Source organism: Streptomyces sp. NBC_00637, assembly GCF_045161545.1.
Classification (GTDB): domain Bacteria; phylum Actinomycetota; class Actinomycetes; order Streptomycetales; family Streptomycetaceae; genus Streptomyces.
The window spans coordinates 5,496,889-5,513,179 of sequence record NZ_CP109046.1 but is presented as its reverse complement, the minus strand read 5'-3'; the positions used below and the strand labels follow the sequence as shown (position 1 = coordinate 5,513,179).

Here is a 16,291-nt window from a genome sequence, read left to right as displayed (position 1 = left end):
CAACACGGAAAGCACGGGGAAGCTCGCGTACGGACCGGTGGGGACCGGTCCGCATTCAGACATCGCCCCGCGAACGTGGGGTTTCCGAGGGGGATTTGAGTAGGCATGGCCAATTTCTCGAAGTCGAACGTGCCACAGTTCTCGGTGGACGTCTATCAGAACGAGTACCTGCCGGAGGGCGGCCGCGAGGTCAACGCGATCGTCACGGTCACCGCCACCGGCGGCGGCACGGTGGGCAGCGCGGCAGCCGCGCCGCACCTGTACTCGCCGAGCCAGGGGCCGTCCGCCGCCGTGGCGATCATGGTGGACTGTTCCGGCTCGATGGACTACCCGCCGACCAAGATGCGCAACGCCCGCGACGCCACCGCCGCCGCCATCGACACCCTGCGCGACGGCGTGCACTTCTCGGTGATCGGCGGCACCCACGTCGCCAAGGAGGTCTACCCGGGCGGCGGCCGGCTCGCGGTCGCCGACGCGACCACGCGCGAACAGGCCAAGCAGGCGCTGCGCCGGCTGAGCGCGGGCGGCGGGACGGCGATCGGCACCTGGCTGCGGCTGGCCGACCGGCTGCTGTCGACGGCCGACGTCGCCATCCGGCACGGCATCCTGCTGACCGACGGCCGCAACGAGCACGAGTCGCCGCAGGACCTCAAGGCCGCCCTCGACGACTGCGCCGGACGTTTCACCTGTGACGCCCGAGGCGTGGGCACCGACTGGGAAGTGAAAGAAGTCACAGGGATCGCCTCCGCCCTGCTCGGCACCGCCGACATCGTCGCCGACCCGGCCGGCCTCGCCGCCGACTTCACGCAGATGATGGAGACGGCGATGGGCAAGGAGGTCGCGGACGTCGCGCTGCGTCTGTGGACCCCGGTCGGCACCGCCATCAAGTTCGTCAAGCAGGTCGCGCCGACGGTCGAGGAGCTGACCGAACGCCGTACGGAGGCGGGCCCGCGCGCGGGCGACTACCCCACCGGTTCCTGGGGCGACGAGTCCCGCGACTACCACGTGTGCGTCGAGGTCCCGGCCGCCGGCGTGGGCCAGGAGATGCTCGCCGCCCGGGTCTCCCTGGTCATCCCGCAGCCTGAGGGCACCTCCCGCTCGAGCGGAGCCGAGAGTGGGGGAGGCACGGTCCGGAACCTCGGCGCGCAGGGTCTCGTACGGGCCGTGTGGACCGACGACATGGCCTCCTCCACGTCGATCAACCCCCAGGTCGCGCACTACACGGGGCAGGCCGAACTGGCACAGGTCATCCAGCAGGGGCTGGACCTTCGCAAAGCGGGCGATATGGATGGAGCAACGGCCAAACTGGGCCGGGCCGTTCAGCTCGCGAGCGTCTCCGGGAACGGTGATACTGCGAAACTGCTTGCGAAGGTGGTGGACGTCGTCGACGCCACGACAGGTACTGTGCGACTGAAGGCGAAGGTCGCGGACGCCGACGAGATGACGCTCGAGACCCGGTCCACAAAGACTGTTCGTGTAAAGAAGTGACCTGAACGCGCTTGAGGACACCGAACGAGAGAGGGGGACGCGCCGACATGCCGACCTGCCCGAACGGACACCAGTCGGGTTCCGACGACTGGTGCGAGGTCTGCGGTCACCGCATGGCCGGTGCCGTACCTCCGCCCCCTCCCCCGCCGCCCCCGACCGCCGGCGGCTACGGCTTCCCGCCGCCCCCGCCCGGCCAGGGCCAGGGCGGCCAGCCCGGTGGACGGCACCTGTCCTCCGTACCGGACCACGACCCCGAGCTCTGCCCGCAGTGCCGTACGCCCCGTGAGGGCGGCGCGCCGTTCTGCGAGGAGTGCCGGTGGAACTTCCTGACCAACACGGCCACCTCGTACACCCCGGCCGCGCCGCGCCCACCGGCGCCGGGCCCCGGCGCGGGTCCGGGCGGTCCGGGTCCGGGCGGCCCGGGTGGTCCTGGGGGTCCTGGGGGTCCTGGCGGGCGTTTCCAGCCGCCGCCCCCCTCCTACGGGGGCAGTGACTCGTTCGAGTACCAGAGCTCCCGCCCGTCCCAGATGAATCGTCCCGCCGAGCCGCTCCCGCCGTTCGGCGGCGACCCGACGGGCCCCGGCGGTCAGGGCAGGCCCGGTGGCCCGGGGGGTCAGGGCAGGCCCGGCGGTCCGGGCGGCACGGCCGGTGGGCCTCCTCCGGGTGCCTTCGGGCGGGACCCCGCCGGCCAGGGTGGCGACCCCTTCGGTCAGGGCGGCGACCCCTACGGGCGCGAGCCGTCCGGCCCCGGCGGCCGTCCTCCGGGCCCGCCCGGCGACCCCTTCGGCCGCGAGCCGTCGGGTCCGCCCTCGGACCCCTACCGACGTGAGCAGACCGGCCAGGCCTCCGATCCCTTCGGTCGTGAGCCCGGCGGCCCCGGCGGCCGTCCCCCGGGCCCGCCCGGACCCGGTCCCGGCGGTCCGTCCGGTTTCGGCGCCGACCCTTCGCGTCCGGTTCCCCCACCGCCCGGGCCCACGCCCGCGGCCGGTCCCGGCATACCCGGCCAGGGCGGCTTCGGCGGCGGCCAAGGCGATCCCAGGAACCAGCACGATCCCAGGAACCAGGGCGGCCCCGGGGCCCCGCAGGCCTTCCAGCCGTCCGGCCCGGGGGCCCAGCCCGGCTTCCCGCAGGAGACGGCCCGCCCCCAGCCCGGCGGCCGCCCCTTCGGCGGCGCCGACGACGACTGGGTGATCCCGCCGCCGTCGAACACCGGCCCCGGCCAGGGTGCGCCCGGCGGCCCCGGCCAGGGTCAGGGCGGCGGCTACGGCTACCCGCAGCCCGGCGCCACCCAGGCACCGCCCGGCCCCGGCTACCAGCAGCAGCCGGCCACCTGGTCGGTGACCATCGGCCCCGACCGCGCGTACTTCATGGCGATGATGCACCGCTCGGGCCCCGAGGCCGCGGGTCTCAACCTGCCCGCCTACTCGCCCGAGCAGCAGCGCACGCTCACCGGCAACCAGTTCACCATCGGCCGCCGCCGCCACTCCACCGGGGAGACCCCCGACCTGGACCTGTCGGTGCCGCCGGAGGACCCGGGCGTCTCGCACCAGCACGCGGTGCTGGTCCAGCAGCCGGACGGCACCTGGGCGGTCGTCGACCAGAACTCGACGAACGGCACCACGGTCAACGGCTCGGAAGAACCGATCCAGCCGTTCGTCCCGGTACCGCTCCAGGACGGCGACCAGGTGCACGTCGGCGCCTGGACGACGCTCACCATCCGCCGCGGTTAGGCCTCGACGAGGCCCGGACCCGACGAACCCGGCAGGGGCCACGCGTACGGCCCCTCCGGTTCGTCGAGCCACGCCCACGCCTGCTCGGCGCCGACCGTGATGCCGTACCGCTCCCGTCCCGGCATGCCCTCGCGCTCCCACAGGGCGGACGCCTCCTGGGGGTCGAGGGTGCCCCGGGTCAAGGCCAGCAGGAAGCGGAACAGCTCGCTCTCCCTGGCGCGGTGCGGCACCCCGGAGAGTGCCACCGGCTCCGGTTCCGGCCGGTCCGACCCGCGCAACGGCACGAAGTAGGCCGGGGTCTCCAGGAAGTGGCCCTCGGCGTGTCCGGCGTCGCGTACCGTCAGCGCGATCAGCCCGGTGGCCAGCGGCGCCAGGATCAGGGCTCCGGGGGCGCACTGGGCGAGCCAGTCACGCGGGATCGACGCCAGCGTGCAGGTGGCGATGATCCGGTCGAAGGGGGCGCGCTCGGGCACCCCGCGCGCCCCGTCCCCGGTGACGACGGTCGGCCGGTACCCGGCGTCGTCTAGGTGCCGACGGGCGGACTCGGTGATCTCCGGATCCAGATCGACGGTGGTGACGTTCGCGTCGCCGAGCCGATACGACAGCAGCGCCGCGTTGTAGCCGGTGCCCGCGCCGATCTCCAGGACCCGGTCGCCGTCCGCGACGCGCAGCTCGGCCAGCATCAGCGCCATCAGCGAGGGCTGGCTGCTGGAGGAGACCAGTACGCCGTCGCGCAGCCTGGTGGCCAGCGGCACGTCCTCGTACGCGCCCCGGACCCAGCGCTCACGGGCACGAGGGTCGGGGCTCCCGCCCCAGCGCCGTTCATAGCCCCCGACGCCGCTGACGTAGTAGTACGGCACGAAGAGGTGGCGCGGGACGGCGGCGAAGGCCTCCGCCCAGCGCGGATCGGCGCCGAAGGCCCCGCTCGCCTCGATCTCGCGCAGCAGCACGGCCCGCGCCGATGCGGCGAGCTCCGTCAGCTCCTGGTCGAGTGCGTCCGCGCTCATGACTCCACTGTGCGGTGCGCGGCCCCGGGAAGCGAGCGGCTGGCATCGGCGGAAAGCGGCGGGAGGCGGCCGCGAGGGCGGTCCTAAGCCTCAAGTCCTCCGTCTCCCGGTCTGAGACCATGGGAGGCGTGAAAGAGATTCGGCGCGGCACGCTTCAGGAGCAGACCTTCTACGAGCAGGTCGGTGGGGAGGAGACCTTCCGCCGGCTGGTCCACCGTTTCTACGAAGGAGTCGCCGAGGACCCGACCCTGCGGCCCATGTACCCGGAGGAGGACCTGGGTCCGGCCGAGGAGCGCTTCGCACTGTTCCTCATGCAGTACTGGGGCGGTCCGACGACCTACAGCGAGCACCGCGGGCACCCGCGTCTGCGCATGCGGCACGCCCCCTTCGTGGTGGACCGGGCCGCGCACGACGCCTGGTTGAAGCACATGCGGGTCGCGGTCGACGAGCTCGGTCTGTCCGAGGAGCACGAGCACACCCTGTGGAACTACCTGACGTACGCGGCGGCATCGATGGTCAACACCCCGGAGTAGGCCGCGACGGGGGCGGGCCGCAGGCCTGACGGGCGGAAACAGGGGGCGTGCAGGGGAGGGACCCGGGGGGCGCGCGGAAGGCCCGGCACCGGGGACGTGCGGCGGCCGGCCCGGCACCGCGGAGGTGCAGTGCGCGGCGCAAGGCCCGGCACCGCAAGCGAGGCGCGTCAGCGCACGCTGACGTCGAGCATCCCCAGTCGCCCCGCCCGCCGTACGGCGATCGACCCGTACGGGGTGCGCAGCCGCAGCCAGGCGCCGAAGGAGAGCAGTTTCAGCTCCCGCGGATCCGTGGCGGGCCGGAGGAACCCGAGCGACTGGGCCGCGTGCACGGCGCGCACGGGAAGTCCGGTGTCCCCGACCGTCCGGGACCAGATCTCCCGCCCGATCCGGTCGAGTTCGGCCCGGGTCCGCAGCTCGGCCGTCAACTCCTCGGTGCGTGACCGGAACTCGGCGACGGCCGCGCCGACCATCGCGCGCAGCACGTCCGGTGCGGGCAGCCCCGCCTCGGGCCGCCACCCACCGCGCGGCGGCAGCACACCGGCCCACGGCGGCCCGGTGACCGCCGCGGGAACGGCGGCCGTCGCGGCGCTCTCGTCGACGGCCTCCAACAACTCACCCGCCGACACCGTCACGTCCAGCGTGACGTCGAGGCCGTTCTCGTACGGCTTGGCCAGCCGGACCGCGCGGATCGCGAGCACCTCGAAGGAGGGCGGCCGGCCGAAGACGGCGAGCGCGGTGCCGGCCGCCTGGAGCCGTACCGCCGCTCCACGGTCGTAGCGGAGCAGCCGGGAGAGGAAGGCCGCGAGGTCCGCCGCCTCCCCCTCGTCGGCGAGGTGGAGCACCGTCATGCGGCGACGGCCTCCTCGTCGTCGTCCCGGTACTCGGCGAGGAACTCACGCTCCTCGGCGGTGAGCCGGCGCGGCCGCTGTGCCTCGAAGTCGAACGGCACGATCACCGTGGAGGCGGTGACGTAGACCTGGTCGCCGTCCTTCACCTCGTAAGTGATGGTGAAGGACGCGGCCCTGATCTGCGTGATCCACAGCTCGATGTCGACCGGGGTGTGCCGGTGGACGAGCTGCCGCTTGTAGTCGATCTCGTGGCGCGCCACCACGGACCCCTGCTTGAAGTCCTTCTCCGGGCGGAACAGGAAGTCGATACGGGCTTCCTCCAGGTAGCGGAGGAAGACCACGTTGTTGACGTGGCCGTACGCGTCCATGTCCGCCCAGCGCAGTGGGCAGCGGTAGAGGTGCCGCAAGATCGATCAGCCCCGGGTCAGCTTCTTGTAGGTGGCACGGTGCGGGCGCGCGGCGTCCGCACCCAGCCGCTCGATCTTGTTCTTCTCGTACGACTCGAAGTTGCCCTCGAACCAGAACCACTTGGACTCGCCCTCGTAGGCGAGGATGTGCGTGGCGACCCGGTCGAGGAACCACCGGTCGTGGGAGACGACCACGGCCGCACCCGGGAACTCCAGCAGCGCGTTCTCCAGGGAGGACAGCGTCTCGACGTCGAGGTCGTTCGTCGGCTCGTCGAGGAGGAGCAGGTTGCCGCCCTGCTTGAGGGTGAGCGCGAGGTTCAGACGGTTGCGCTCACCACCGGAGAGCACACCGGCCGGCTTCTGCTGGTCCGGGCCCTTGAAGCCGAACGCGGAGACATACGCGCGGGACGGCATCTCGACCTGCCCGACGTTGATGTAGTCGAGCTCGTCGGAAACCACGGCCCACAGCGACTTCTTCGGGTCGATGTTCTCGCGGCTCTGGTCGACGTACGAGATCTTGACGGTCTCGCCGACCTTGATGGACCCGGAGTCCGGCTCCTCGAGTCCCTGGATCATCTTGAAGAGGGTGGTCTTGCCGGCGCCGTTCGGGCCGATGATCCCGACGATGCCGTTACGCGGCAGCGTGAAGCTGAGATCGTCGATGAGCACCTTCTCGCCGAAGGCCTTGGAGAGGTTGTTGACCTCGACGACGATGGAGCCCAGGCGCGGGCCCGGCGGGATCTGGATCTCCTCGAAGTCCAACTTCCGCATCTTGTCGGCCTCGGCCGCCATCTCCTCGTACCGGGCCAGACGCGCCTTGGACTTGGCCTGACGCCCCTTGGCGTTGGACCGCACCCACTCCAGCTCCTCCTTCAGACGCTTCGCACGCTTGGCGTCCTTCTGGCCCTCGACCTTGAGGCGGCTCGCCTTGGTGTCGAGGTAGGTGGAGTAGTTGCCCTCGTAGGGGTGGGCGCGACCGCGGTCGAGCTCCAGGATCCACTCGGCGACGTTGTCCAGGAAGTACCGGTCGTGGGTGACGGCGACGACGGTGCCGGGGTACTTCGCGAGGTGCTGCTCCAGCCACTGCACGGACTCGGCGTCCAGGTGGTTGGTGGGCTCGTCGAGCAGCAGCAGGTCGGGGGCCTCGAGCAGCAGCTTGCACAGCGCGACGCGGCGGCGCTCACCACCGGAGAGGTTGGTGACGGGCCAGTCGCCGGGCGGGCAGCCCAGGGCGTCCATGGCCTGCTCCAGCTGGGTGTCCAGGTCCCACGCGTTGGCGTGGTCCAGGTCCTCCTGGAGCTTGCCCATCTCGTCCAGCAGCGCGTCGGAGTAGTCGGTCGCCATCAGCTCGGCGACCTCGTTGAAGCGCTTGAGCTTGCCCATGGTCTCGGCAGCGCCGTCCTGCACGTTCTCCAGAACGGTCTTGGACTCGTCGAGCGGCGGCTCCTGGAGCAGCATCCCGACGCTGTACCCGGGCGACAGGAACGCGTCACCGTTGGAGGGCTGCTCGAGCCCCGCCATGATCTTCAGAACGGTGGACTTACCGGCACCGTTCGGCCCGACCACACCGATCTTCGCGCCGGGCAGGAAGCTCAGCGTTACGTCGTCAAGGATGACCTTGTCGCCGTGTGCCTTGCGTGTCTTGCGCATGGTGTAGATGTACTCAGCCAAGAGAAACCGTCCGGCAGCTTGAAATCTGGCAGTGGGCAGATACACCCCATCTTGCCTGAGGTCCAGCCCTGGGTGTTAACCCGTTTGATCGGGGGCGACTGACCTGGGGGTTCGGGGTTGACGGCTACGGCTGGTCTGTCACTGCCGGTCGGACCGGACGGCGGCCCCACCGAGCCACAGACGACCCAGGCCCGGCTTGGCGTGGCCCGGCCCGGCGTGGCTTGGCCTCGGCCTGACCCGAGGATGCCGCTCCCCTCCGGTGCCGGCGCACTATCGTGCGACTGTGACGAGCGCGGTGAGGCGTCCCCTCCTCTTCCTCGACGTCGACGGTCCGCTCATCCCGTTCGGCGCGTCGGCCGATCACCCGCGGACCGCCCCTGCCGGCGCCTCGACGCCCGTCGCTCAGGGAAACCCGCTGCTGGAGCGGCTTGACCCCGGGGTCGGGGCGCGTCTCATGGCCTTGGGCTGTCGTCTCGTATGGGCCACGACCTGGATGGACAGGGCGAACGAGGTCGTCGCCCCGCGCATCGGACTGCCGAAGCTGCCGGTAGCGCAGTGGCCGGACGCTCATGCCGATACCGGCATCGATACCGATGCCGACACCGGTGCCGAGAAGCTCCCGCACGGCCTGCACTGGAAGACCCGTCACCTGGTGGAATGGGCCGGCGGTCGGCCGTTCATCTGGGTCGACGACGAGATCAGCTCCATGGACCGTCTCTGGGTCGCTGCCCAGCATCCCGGGCCGTCGTTGCTCCACCGCGTGGACCCGGCCCGGGGCCTCGATGACGCGGACTTCGCCGCGATCACCGATTGGCTCCGGACCGTCGCCCCGGAATGAGACGGCAGAGGCCGCCGGATTCCGAGTAGGGAGACGCTGACAGCTCCGATCGCGACGGGGCGCGTAGCGACGGCACGCGCCCTGTCTTCACCACTCGAGCCCGTTTCTGCTCCACAGCTCTCCCCAGCGCTCCCGTGCTCCCCTTCATCACTCTTCCGGGACCGTAACCAGCGCCTCGACAATTGCGCTTCATGCCGCCACTCGTCGCAGAGGCGGCGTCTGCTCCGTGCCGGGAATCGGCGTCGGGCAGCGTAGGCGAGAGGGCTGCCTGAGGGCCCTCGAGGAAAGAAGCGGCAGTCATGCCGCGGGGGGCAGCAATCTCAACATGTCCGACTACATGACCACCGCTGGACACCCGGACGCGGCGGCGCGGGCGTCGTCAGGTCCCTTGTCCACCGAGGAGAAGCGCCATCGCGGCCGATCCGACCGAGGTCACGGCCACGGAGGTCGACGCGCGCACGGCTCCCACCGGCGACGGCTGGTGGCGCAGGGAGCGAGCACGCTGCTGGAGACCGCAGTGATCCTCCCCGCCCGCAACGAGGAGGACGGCGTCCTGCTGGCGCTGGAATCACTGGCAGCGCAGACGACACCGCCCGACCTGATCGTGATAGTGGTCAACAACTCGTCCGACCGGACCGAGGAATTCGCCCGCGAGTTCGCCGATCGCCCCGCCGTGCCGCGCACCGTCGTCTTCAACCTGCCGGACAACCCGCACAAGAAGGCCGGCGCCCTCAACCACGGCATCGGCTGGCTGAGCCGCGTGCCCGGCGGACTCGCGGCCGCCGCGAAGTACCTGCTGGTCATGGACGCCGACACCAGTCTGCATCCGAGGTTTCTGGAGCGAGCGCGGAACGTCATGGTCTCGGACCGGCGCGTGGGCGGACTCAGCGCGACCTGCCTCGGTCGCACCGGTCTGTGGAAGAACCTCTGGCAGCGCTACCTGCTGGGCATGCAGATCATGGAATACGGCCGCTATGCCCGGGGCCGCTACCGCTTCGGCATCCACAGCATGTCGGGAGCCGGCTCCTTCTACCGCACCGAGGCACTGCTGAGCATCCTGCGCTGGCGCGGCGAGGTGTTCTGGGAGGACCACGCCAATCTCGTGGAGGACTACGAGACGACGCTCGCGCTGAAGGAAGCGGGCTGGAAGGTCACGGCCAACCAGCACTGCATCGCCTACACCGACCTCATGCCCACCTTGCGCGAACTGATCGGCCAGCGGGAACGCTGGGGACGCGGCACGGTCGACACCCTGCGCCGTCGCGGCTGGACGAAATACACGTGGTTCTCCATCACCAGCATGGTGCTCGGCTTCGCCGGATTCCTGTACACCCTGGGCTGGTTGGCCGCCTGGACGGGCGTGATCACGAGCGACGGCTTCGTCCTGGATCCGGCCTGGCTGTGCCTGGTCGCCTTCTGGATCGCGTACGCCGCCTTCCGCACCCACCACCTCGGCTGGAAGGGCGTCCTGGTCGACGTCCTGATGCTGCCGGGCCTGGTCTTCTCCACGGTGCGCGCCTACTGGTTCGTCACCTCGGTGGTGAAGTCGTACGCCACCGGGGTCTCTGCCTGGAAGTGAGCGGCTCGAACGGCCCGACCGGACCCACACACCCTCACCCCCGGAATCACCTGCCTCACCCCGCAGATGCGACCGACAGGTCGCCGAGAGGAAGAAGACCATGACCTACCTCAGCGGCACCGGCACCGGAATCGTCGCCGGAGCCGCCTCCCTGGCGGCCACGGGCACCTCGTCGACGACCCATCTGATCATCGCGGCCAGCCTTGCCTTGGTCCTGGGCGGCCTGACGACCTACGCCGCGGCCGCTCGCCGCCGACGCCGCGACGCCAACGCGGCCGGCCACTGAACCGTCGACCGGCAGGGTGCGCGCCGCAGAGTCAGGCGAATCCTCACGAGCCGCCCTCCGGCAGGTGGTCACGAGTCGCTCCTGACTGAACCGGGCCGCCTACCGCATCGAGGATCGCCTGGCCCTGCTGGTCCACAAGCCTGGTGAAGATCTGCTGCGCATAACCGAAGATGATGGCCCATCCAATGATTTGCGCCGACGAGTCGAGAGAGGTGAGACCCGGGACGAATGCTCCCCGCATCAGAAGCAGGCCCAGCACAGCGGTCAGCGCACCGGTAGGCAACTTCAGAAGCGCAAGGGCCACAGGAACGTTGTAGGGGGTCGAAGTTCCCCTGATCCGCCGCAGAGTCACTGCGGAGGCAACTGCGGCGGCCCCCATTCCCGCCAGTTCGACGACGGCATAGTCCCGCGACTTCGCCACGTCGGCATAGGCGTCATCCTTGTCTTCGGGGGCGACTTTTTCAGCTTTGGGAGCAGTCTCCTCAATCGGCTCATCACCGGTCGGGCAGACGATACCGACGTTGTCCATCGGCCCGAAGCAAAGAGGCACCACGGCGGGGAACGCCGCCGCCAGCGCAGCAATCGCGATCACGATGAATGTGAGCACGGCGAACACGCCATATACGATCCTCACGAAGCTGCGGACCCGGACATTCTCGCGGAGAAGCGCCTGCCGGGCGACACCCACCGTGTCGATGAGCAGCTCACGCTGAGCCGCGGTCAGGGTGCCCCCCATCTGCACAGACTGCTCGATCTCCTCGACTTGAGCCCTTCGCAGGTCAGTGGCGGCAAGATGCTCTCGGACGACGGACACCAAGCCGGGCAGCAACTTCTTCACCACTTCCAGCGGAGCCAGTCTCAGCATGAGTGAGTGCGCCGTATCGAGATGCGCCTGGGCCACCGCCAATTTCGCCCCAGGGACCTCCCGATCACGTGGGGCGTGATTGAGTACCCTTTCCGCCTTGTCCAACTCCTTGAGTGCCGTCTCCCTGATCAGCTCCTGCGCTTCGTGATCGCAGTCAGGATCGCGCCAGGTGGTGACGAGAACCCGCATCTCGGCGACTCGGGAGCGAAGCGTTTCACGGAATTCCGGACTTCCCCTCCCTCGCCTGTTTTTAGAGCGGCGCAGCTGGAAGAAGTGGCCGTTTCCCATGGATTCAACTGTAGCCACATTCGAGCGGAAGTCCGTCGGCACCTCCGGCATTACTCCACGTGGGCTCAATTGTTGAGCCAAAAGGAGTGGCCGAACACGGCCAGGTTTGCAAGCGCATCTCAGGTGACGGAACACGCACCTCATGGCAAATACCACGGGTCTATGTTGTATTCCGTCACGAGTGGGATACTTTTGAGCGACTGTGGGTTTCGGTGCGGGCCGGTGCACGCCTTCATGGCCTGGCCCGTCGGCGCAAGGAAGAGAAGACAGCTTCGGCCACCCGCCGAGGGCGGCATACACGGACCCGGCTCCCGAGCTCGGCCCGCATGACAGCTGCCCGTGTGGCCGGGACGCCGGGCCGCCGTCCCGGCTTTCCCCTTCGATGCGTCGTCCGTCGACGGACGCACCACGGGTGAGGTCGGGTCAGTGGCGGGGTGCGTTCTCCTTGCGGCCCACGAGCAGGAGGGCTGCTCCGCCGATGACCACCAGGCCGATGGCGGTGCCGGCGATGAGAGGCGTGGCGCTGGTGCCGCCCGTCGCGGCCAGGTTGGTGTCGGCGGTGGAGGTGCCGCCCACGGTGGCCGGGCTCGGTTCGCTGAGGGTCTGGGTGGTCAGGCCGGCGGCCTCGGCGGCCTGGGTCTCACAGTCCAGGACGCCGGTGAAGCGGCTTCCGACGCCTTGCGGACTGGTGATCGTGAAGGCGTAGGCCTGGTCCTCCTGGAGCGGGATCGTCACCGTCCGGGACTCACCGGCCGCGATGCTGTACCCGGTCTCCATCAGCTCGAAGGTGAAGACCTGGTCGCCCTGGTTGACGGCTGTGATGTCCACCCCGGTCTTCGCGCAGTTCTTCGCCGCGGACAGTGCCGGTACGGCGCCCTGGCTCGCCCAGGTCGCGCTCGTCGTCGCCGACACCGTCGACTCGCTGGAGCCGGCCAGGATCTGGGTCTGGCTGCGGCTCTCGGAGGTGAAGGCGCGACCGACCGGGACGGTGGTCGACGCCTGGACGGTCAGCTCGGCCGAGCCGTCGGCCGAGTCGGCGGGCACGTCGAAGAACAGCTGGCTGCCGTCCGTCGCGGACGTGACCACCTTGCCGTCCTTGCCGACGATCCGTACCCCGCTGGTGGCGGCGTCCAGCGGAGGCGCCACCATCACGCCGCTAGCGTTGGTGTGCACGGTCACCGGGCCCAGCAGTTCGCCGGGCCGACCGGAGACGGCAGGCGTCTCCAGGGTGAGCGACGCCTTGGGCTCCGTCACGGCGCGGGCGGCCTTCTGCAGGTAGTCCGCGAGCCGCTCGGCCTGCGGGTCGACGGCGTCGACGTCCGCGCCGTCCGAGTAGCGCCAGATGGCCACCTGGGTGCCGGTGGCCGCGTCCTGTTCGGTCAGGCCGCCGGCGACGCCGGCCTTGTCCGCGAGCGAGGCCAGGTCGTTCACCTGGGGGTAGGAGTGCTGAAGGATCCAACGGATGCGGCCCGCGTCCTTGTTGGCGCCCAGCGAGGTGCCGCTCCAGGGGGTCTCCTGGTACTTGGCGTCCTTCTGCGTGGGGTTGTAGAGGTCGACGCAGTAGGTCTGCAAGGTGCCGCCGCCCTCGACGGACATCTCGAACAGGCCGGCCGAGACCTCCTGGTCGCCGCCCTCGGCGTGGATCACCGCGTCGCCATAGGTCTTGAGGCCGCCTATCGTCGCGGTGGCACCGCCCTGACTCTGTGTCACCTCGACGGCGCCCGCCGTGCCCGCGCCGGCGAACACACCGACGGCGACGAGCCCGGACACCACCGCCGCCGCGGCGAGGCGGACAGCCCCTCGCCCGCGCATGAACGGCGCGGAGAACGAACAAAGCACGCAATTCCCCTTCGAGCAGGACCCGTTGAAGTGGGGGGTACGGGTCCCACCAGCAGAATCAGAAGCCCCATGAGCCACGTCCGGCATCCTAGAGACGTCGCGCACCGCACTTACGGGTCATCTCATCGGATCGTCGATCCGACTCGGAATCGTTATCCCCAAGATCGTCCCGAGGTCCGGCTTGTCGACAAGTCCACTTGGCTGCCTGGAGCGCATGCGTCGATAAGCCGCAGTTCGGTCGAGCCGGGCGTGGTACGGGTGTTGACACTCCGTCACTGCCCGGTCGCATGACATCGCCACCCGCACCACCCGCACCACACCGCCCCCGCTTCTACCCTCCCCGCCCCGCCCGCCCCTTTCAGCTCACGTCGCCGCCACCGCCACCGGCTCGCGACGCCGACGCTTCGGGGTGTCGGGCTCCGGCTCGGTGGCATCGGCAACCGGTGTCTCCCAGTCCGGCTCGGGCCGCGCCGGTGAGCCGACGGCCGTCGGCTCGGGTCGGCCCGACCGGCGGAAGGCGGAGGTGCCCCGGGAGATGTCGTGCCCGATCGCCACGGCGTCGATGTCCGCCGACGTCCGGTTCTGCTGTCCCTCGCGTGACTCCGTACGGACCCTCAGCCTGCCCTGCACCATCACCGGGTCGCCGACGTTGAGCGAGGCCGCGGCGTTGGCGGCCAGTTGCCGGTTGGCCCACACCGTGAAGAAGTTGGTGTGGCCGTCGGCCCAGGTGCCCTTCTCCCGGTCCCAGTAGCGCGAGGTCACCGCCAGCCGGAACCTCGCCGAAGCGCCCCCCGCAAGGTCCCGGAAGACCGGCTGCGTCGCCACGTTGCCGACCGCGCACACCATCGTCTCGTTCATCGTGAACCCCTCCTCGCCGGACGGTCGCCCCGCCCGGATACACGTACGGGCCCGTCCCGCACGGCTGCGTCCGCCGTGACGGCCGCGGCCCTTTCACCGCGTACCGTCACCGCCCTCACGGCGATCGCGTCCGTCGCGATCACCGCGGAGCCAGACTGCCTCCGTCGGACCGAGCCCGCCGAGCGCTGTGGACCATCCACCGCCTGTGGAAAACTCCGCCACCCGGACGAGTGATCCACCCCCCGACCTCCGTGGATCACCCCTGTGGATCACCTCATGCGCCGCCTCACCTCGCGGCGGTCCCCACCCCCGTGACCCGCCCGTACTGCTCGCGGACCTCCCGGTAACGCAGCAGTTCCGCGGCGACGGGATCCAGTACCCGGGCCCGGCCGCACCCGGCCGCCGCCTCCCGCAATCGGCGCTCCGCGTCCTGCCCGTACCGCCTGGCCGGTCCCCGTGCCGCCAGTCGGCAGCTCCACTCGACGAGCGGGCCGCCGATGATGCCCGTCACCATCAGCAGCACCGGAACCCCGAGGTTCGGCGCCATCACCCCGACGATCTGCCCCAGCAGCCACAGCCCGCCGGCCACCTGGAGCAACGTCATGCACGCCTGTGCCAGCACGGCCACCGGCCACCAGCCCGGCCGCGGCGGACGTCCCATGGGCAGCCCGGCCCGCGCCGTCAGCTGGTCCAGCGCCTCGGGCAACCCGTTGGCACCACGCACGGCCGCCTCCCGCACGGCCTGCGCCCACGGCGTGGGCAGCCCCGCCGAGGCCCGCTCGGACACCGTGCGCACCGCCTGCTCCACGCGCTGCCGGGCCGTGGCCTCCTCGTCGGCCTGGGCACGGGCCGGCAGCCGTCCCGTGGGAGGGTCGCGCCGGTCCTGCTGCCACCGCCACAGCCGCAGCCACGGCGTCCCGCACGCCCGGCCCGCGTTGCGCAGCCAGGCGCGTTCGGCGGCCTCGCCCGCGGCGGTGGCGCCCACGGCGTCCGCGAGGCTGTCCGCGAACTCGTCCCGCGCCTCCTCGCTGAGCCCGGTGCGCCGCCCGGTGGCGTAGACGGGCCGCAGCCTCCACGCGGCGGCATCCACATCGGCGGCAATCCGCCGTGCCGCGGCGCCGCGTTCCGTGACGAACTGACCGAGCACCTCCCGCAGTTCCCCGATGCCGTCACCGGTGAGCGCGGACAGGGCGAGCACGGTGGCACCCGGTTCGCCGTACTCGCCGAGGGCGACACCGTCCTCGTCGAGCAGCCGTCGCAGGTCGTCCAGGACCAGCTCGGCGGCCTCACCGGGCAGCCGGTCGACCTGGTTGAGGACGACGAACATGACCTCCGCGTGGCCTGCCATGGGCCGCAGATAGCGCTCATGCAGGACGGCGTCGGCGTACTTCTCTGGGTCGACGACCCAGATGACGGCGTCCACAAGCGCCAGCACACGGTCGACCTGCTCCCGGTGCTGCACGGCCGCCGAGTCGTGGTCGGGCAGGTCGATCAGGACGAGCCCGCGCAACTGCGCCTCCGCGTCCTGGCTCTGCACGGGACGCCTGCGCAGCCGGCCCGGGATGCCCAGCCGGTCGATGAGGGTCGACGCGCCGTCGCTCCAACTGCACGCGATGGGTGCGGAGGTGGTCGGACGGCGTACGCCCGTCTCCGAGATGTTCACTCCGGCGAGGGCGTTGAACAGCTGCGACTTGCCACTGCCGGTGGCGCCCGCGATGGCGACGACGGTGTGCTGACCGGAGAGCCTGCGCCGGGCCGCCGCCTCGTCGAGCACCCGGCCGGCCTCGGCGAGCGTCCGGCTGTCGAGCCGGGTGCGGGAGAGCCCCACGAGTTCACGCAGCGCCTCGAGCCGGGACCGCAGCGGCCCGTCGTACGTGAGCGGGGTCGACGGCAGGGCGTTCCCGCCACCGCCGATCCGGGTCTCCATGACGGCGGCCTGCTCGGCTGCGGAGGCCTCGCTCACCCGGCGGGCGATGAGCCCGTCGTCCCAGGCCTCGGCGTCCGCCCCCGGTTCGGTACCTGTGTCCATACCCGCATCCGTACCTGGGTCCGTG

14 protein-coding genes are annotated in these 16,291 nt (G+C 70.8%); 6 read left to right on the top strand and 8 right to left on the bottom strand.

What is annotated here, in order from left to right:
• Positions 1 to 105: 105 nt before the first annotated feature.
• A complete protein-coding gene (locus OG440_RS24250) occupies positions 106 to 1,488 on the top strand; it encodes a vWA domain-containing protein (protein ID WP_406008888.1) in 1,383 nt (460 codons plus the stop codon).
• A gap of 47 nt (positions 1,489 to 1,535) precedes the next feature.
• Positions 1,536 to 3,218, top strand: a complete 1,683-nt coding sequence (locus OG440_RS24245; RefSeq protein WP_406008887.1) for an FHA domain-containing protein — start codon at positions 1,536 to 1,538, stop codon at positions 3,216 to 3,218.
• On the opposite strand, the gene OG440_RS24240 is transcribed toward OG440_RS24245, so the two are convergent.
• Positions 3,215 to 4,225 carry a methyltransferase domain-containing protein gene (locus tag OG440_RS24240; RefSeq protein ID WP_406008886.1) on the bottom strand — a complete coding sequence of 337 codons (1,011 nt, stop codon included), beginning with the start codon at positions 4,223 to 4,225 and terminating at the stop codon, positions 3,215 to 3,217. The genes OG440_RS24245 and OG440_RS24240 overlap by 4 nt on opposite strands.
• A 119-nt stretch (positions 4,226 to 4,344) precedes the next feature.
• Between OG440_RS24240 and OG440_RS24235 the strand changes: the two genes are divergently transcribed.
• Complete coding sequence (locus tag OG440_RS24235; RefSeq protein WP_406008885.1) at positions 4,345 to 4,758, top strand: globin; 414 nt, start codon at positions 4,345 to 4,347, stop codon at positions 4,756 to 4,758.
• Positions 4,759 to 4,925: 167 nt separating this feature from the next.
• On the opposite strand, the gene OG440_RS24230 is transcribed toward OG440_RS24235, so the two are convergent.
• From OG440_RS24230 to ettA, 3 genes are read right to left on the bottom strand one after another with little or no spacing between them, the layout of a single operon-like run.
• A complete protein-coding gene (locus tag OG440_RS24230; protein ID WP_406008884.1) occupies positions 4,926 to 5,606 on the bottom strand; it encodes a hypothetical protein in 681 nt (226 codons plus the stop codon).
• The gene (locus OG440_RS24225; protein WP_406008883.1) at positions 5,603 to 6,013 is read right to left on the bottom strand and encodes an acyl-CoA thioesterase; all 411 of its coding nucleotides are present in this window, start codon (positions 6,011 to 6,013) and stop codon (positions 5,603 to 5,605) included. The genes OG440_RS24230 and OG440_RS24225 overlap by 4 nt, the downstream gene beginning before the upstream one ends.
• 6 nt (positions 6,014 to 6,019) lie before the next feature.
• Positions 6,020 to 7,684: an energy-dependent translational throttle protein EttA gene (gene ettA, locus OG440_RS24220; RefSeq protein ID WP_406008882.1), complete on the bottom strand. Its 1,665-nt coding sequence runs from the start codon at positions 7,682 to 7,684 to the stop codon at positions 6,020 to 6,022.
• Between the two features lie 283 nt (positions 7,685 to 7,967).
• Between ettA and OG440_RS24215 the strand changes: the two genes are divergently transcribed.
• The 3 genes from OG440_RS24215 (at position 7,968) to OG440_RS24205 (ending at position 10,387) form a co-directional block, all read left to right on the top strand.
• The gene (locus OG440_RS24215; protein WP_406011442.1) at positions 7,968 to 8,522 is read left to right on the top strand and encodes an HAD domain-containing protein; all 555 of its coding nucleotides are present in this window, start codon (positions 7,968 to 7,970) and stop codon (positions 8,520 to 8,522) included.
• A 337-nt stretch (positions 8,523 to 8,859) separates the two neighbouring features.
• Positions 8,860 to 10,101 carry a glycosyltransferase gene (locus tag OG440_RS24210; RefSeq protein ID WP_406008881.1) on the top strand — a complete coding sequence of 414 codons (1,242 nt, stop codon included), beginning with the start codon at positions 8,860 to 8,862 and terminating at the stop codon, positions 10,099 to 10,101.
• Positions 10,102 to 10,201: 100 nt separating this feature from the next.
• A complete protein-coding gene (locus OG440_RS24205) occupies positions 10,202 to 10,387 on the top strand; it encodes a hypothetical protein (RefSeq protein ID WP_406008880.1) in 186 nt (61 codons plus the stop codon).
• A 43-nt stretch (positions 10,388 to 10,430) separates the two neighbouring features.
• On the opposite strand, the gene OG440_RS24200 is transcribed toward OG440_RS24205, so the two are convergent.
• The 4 genes from OG440_RS24200 to OG440_RS24185 form a co-directional block, all read right to left on the bottom strand.
• Positions 10,431 to 11,540, bottom strand: a complete 1,110-nt coding sequence (locus OG440_RS24200) for a hypothetical protein (protein WP_406008879.1) — start codon at positions 11,538 to 11,540, stop codon at positions 10,431 to 10,433.
• A gap of 423 nt (positions 11,541 to 11,963) precedes the next feature.
• Positions 11,964 to 13,352, bottom strand: coding sequence for a TQXA domain-containing protein (locus OG440_RS24195; protein ID WP_406011441.1), 1,389 nt, complete (start codon positions 13,350 to 13,352; stop codon positions 11,964 to 11,966).
• Positions 13,353 to 13,742: 390 nt separating this feature from the next.
• Positions 13,743 to 14,237, bottom strand: coding sequence for a single-stranded DNA-binding protein (locus OG440_RS24190; protein ID WP_406008878.1), 495 nt, complete (start codon positions 14,235 to 14,237; stop codon positions 13,743 to 13,745).
• Between the two features lie 286 nt (positions 14,238 to 14,523).
• Positions 14,524 to 16,266 (bottom strand): YfjP family GTPase, encoded by a 1,743-nt coding sequence (locus tag OG440_RS24185; RefSeq protein ID WP_406008877.1) that lies wholly within the window; start codon positions 16,264 to 16,266, stop codon positions 14,524 to 14,526.
• Positions 16,267 to 16,291: the final 25 nt, after the last annotated feature.

Bases quoted from the DNA above. Each gene is read 5' to 3' on its own strand.
- OG440_RS24250 (WP_406008888.1), top strand. From the start codon at position 106: ATGGCCAATTTCTCGAAGTCGAACGTGCCACAGTTCTCGGTGGACGTC.
- OG440_RS24245 (WP_406008887.1), top strand. From the start codon at position 1,536: ATGCCGACCTGCCCGAACGGACACCAGTCGGGTTCCGACGACTGGTGC.
- OG440_RS24240 (WP_406008886.1), bottom strand. From the start codon at position 4,225: ATGAGCGCGGACGCACTCGACCAGGAGCTGACGGAGCTCGCCGCATCG.
- OG440_RS24235 (WP_406008885.1), top strand. From the start codon at position 4,345: ATGGGAGGCGTGAAAGAGATTCGGCGCGGCACGCTTCAGGAGCAGACC.
- OG440_RS24230 (WP_406008884.1), bottom strand. From the start codon at position 5,606: ATGACGGTGCTCCACCTCGCCGACGAGGGGGAGGCGGCGGACCTCGCG.
- OG440_RS24210 (WP_406008881.1), top strand. From the start codon at position 8,860: ATGACCACCGCTGGACACCCGGACGCGGCGGCGCGGGCGTCGTCAGGT.
- OG440_RS24205 (WP_406008880.1), top strand. From the start codon at position 10,202: ATGACCTACCTCAGCGGCACCGGCACCGGAATCGTCGCCGGAGCCGCC.
- OG440_RS24200 (WP_406008879.1), bottom strand. From the start codon at position 11,540: ATGGGAAACGGCCACTTCTTCCAGCTGCGCCGCTCTAAAAACAGGCGA.
- OG440_RS24195 (WP_406011441.1), bottom strand. From the start codon at position 13,352: ATGCGCGGGCGAGGGGCTGTCCGCCTCGCCGCGGCGGCGGTGGTGTCC.
- OG440_RS24190 (WP_406008878.1), bottom strand. From the start codon at position 14,237: ATGAACGAGACGATGGTGTGCGCGGTCGGCAACGTGGCGACGCAGCCG.
- OG440_RS24185 (WP_406008877.1), bottom strand. From the start codon at position 16,266: ATGGACACAGGTACCGAACCGGGGGCGGACGCCGAGGCCTGGGACGAC.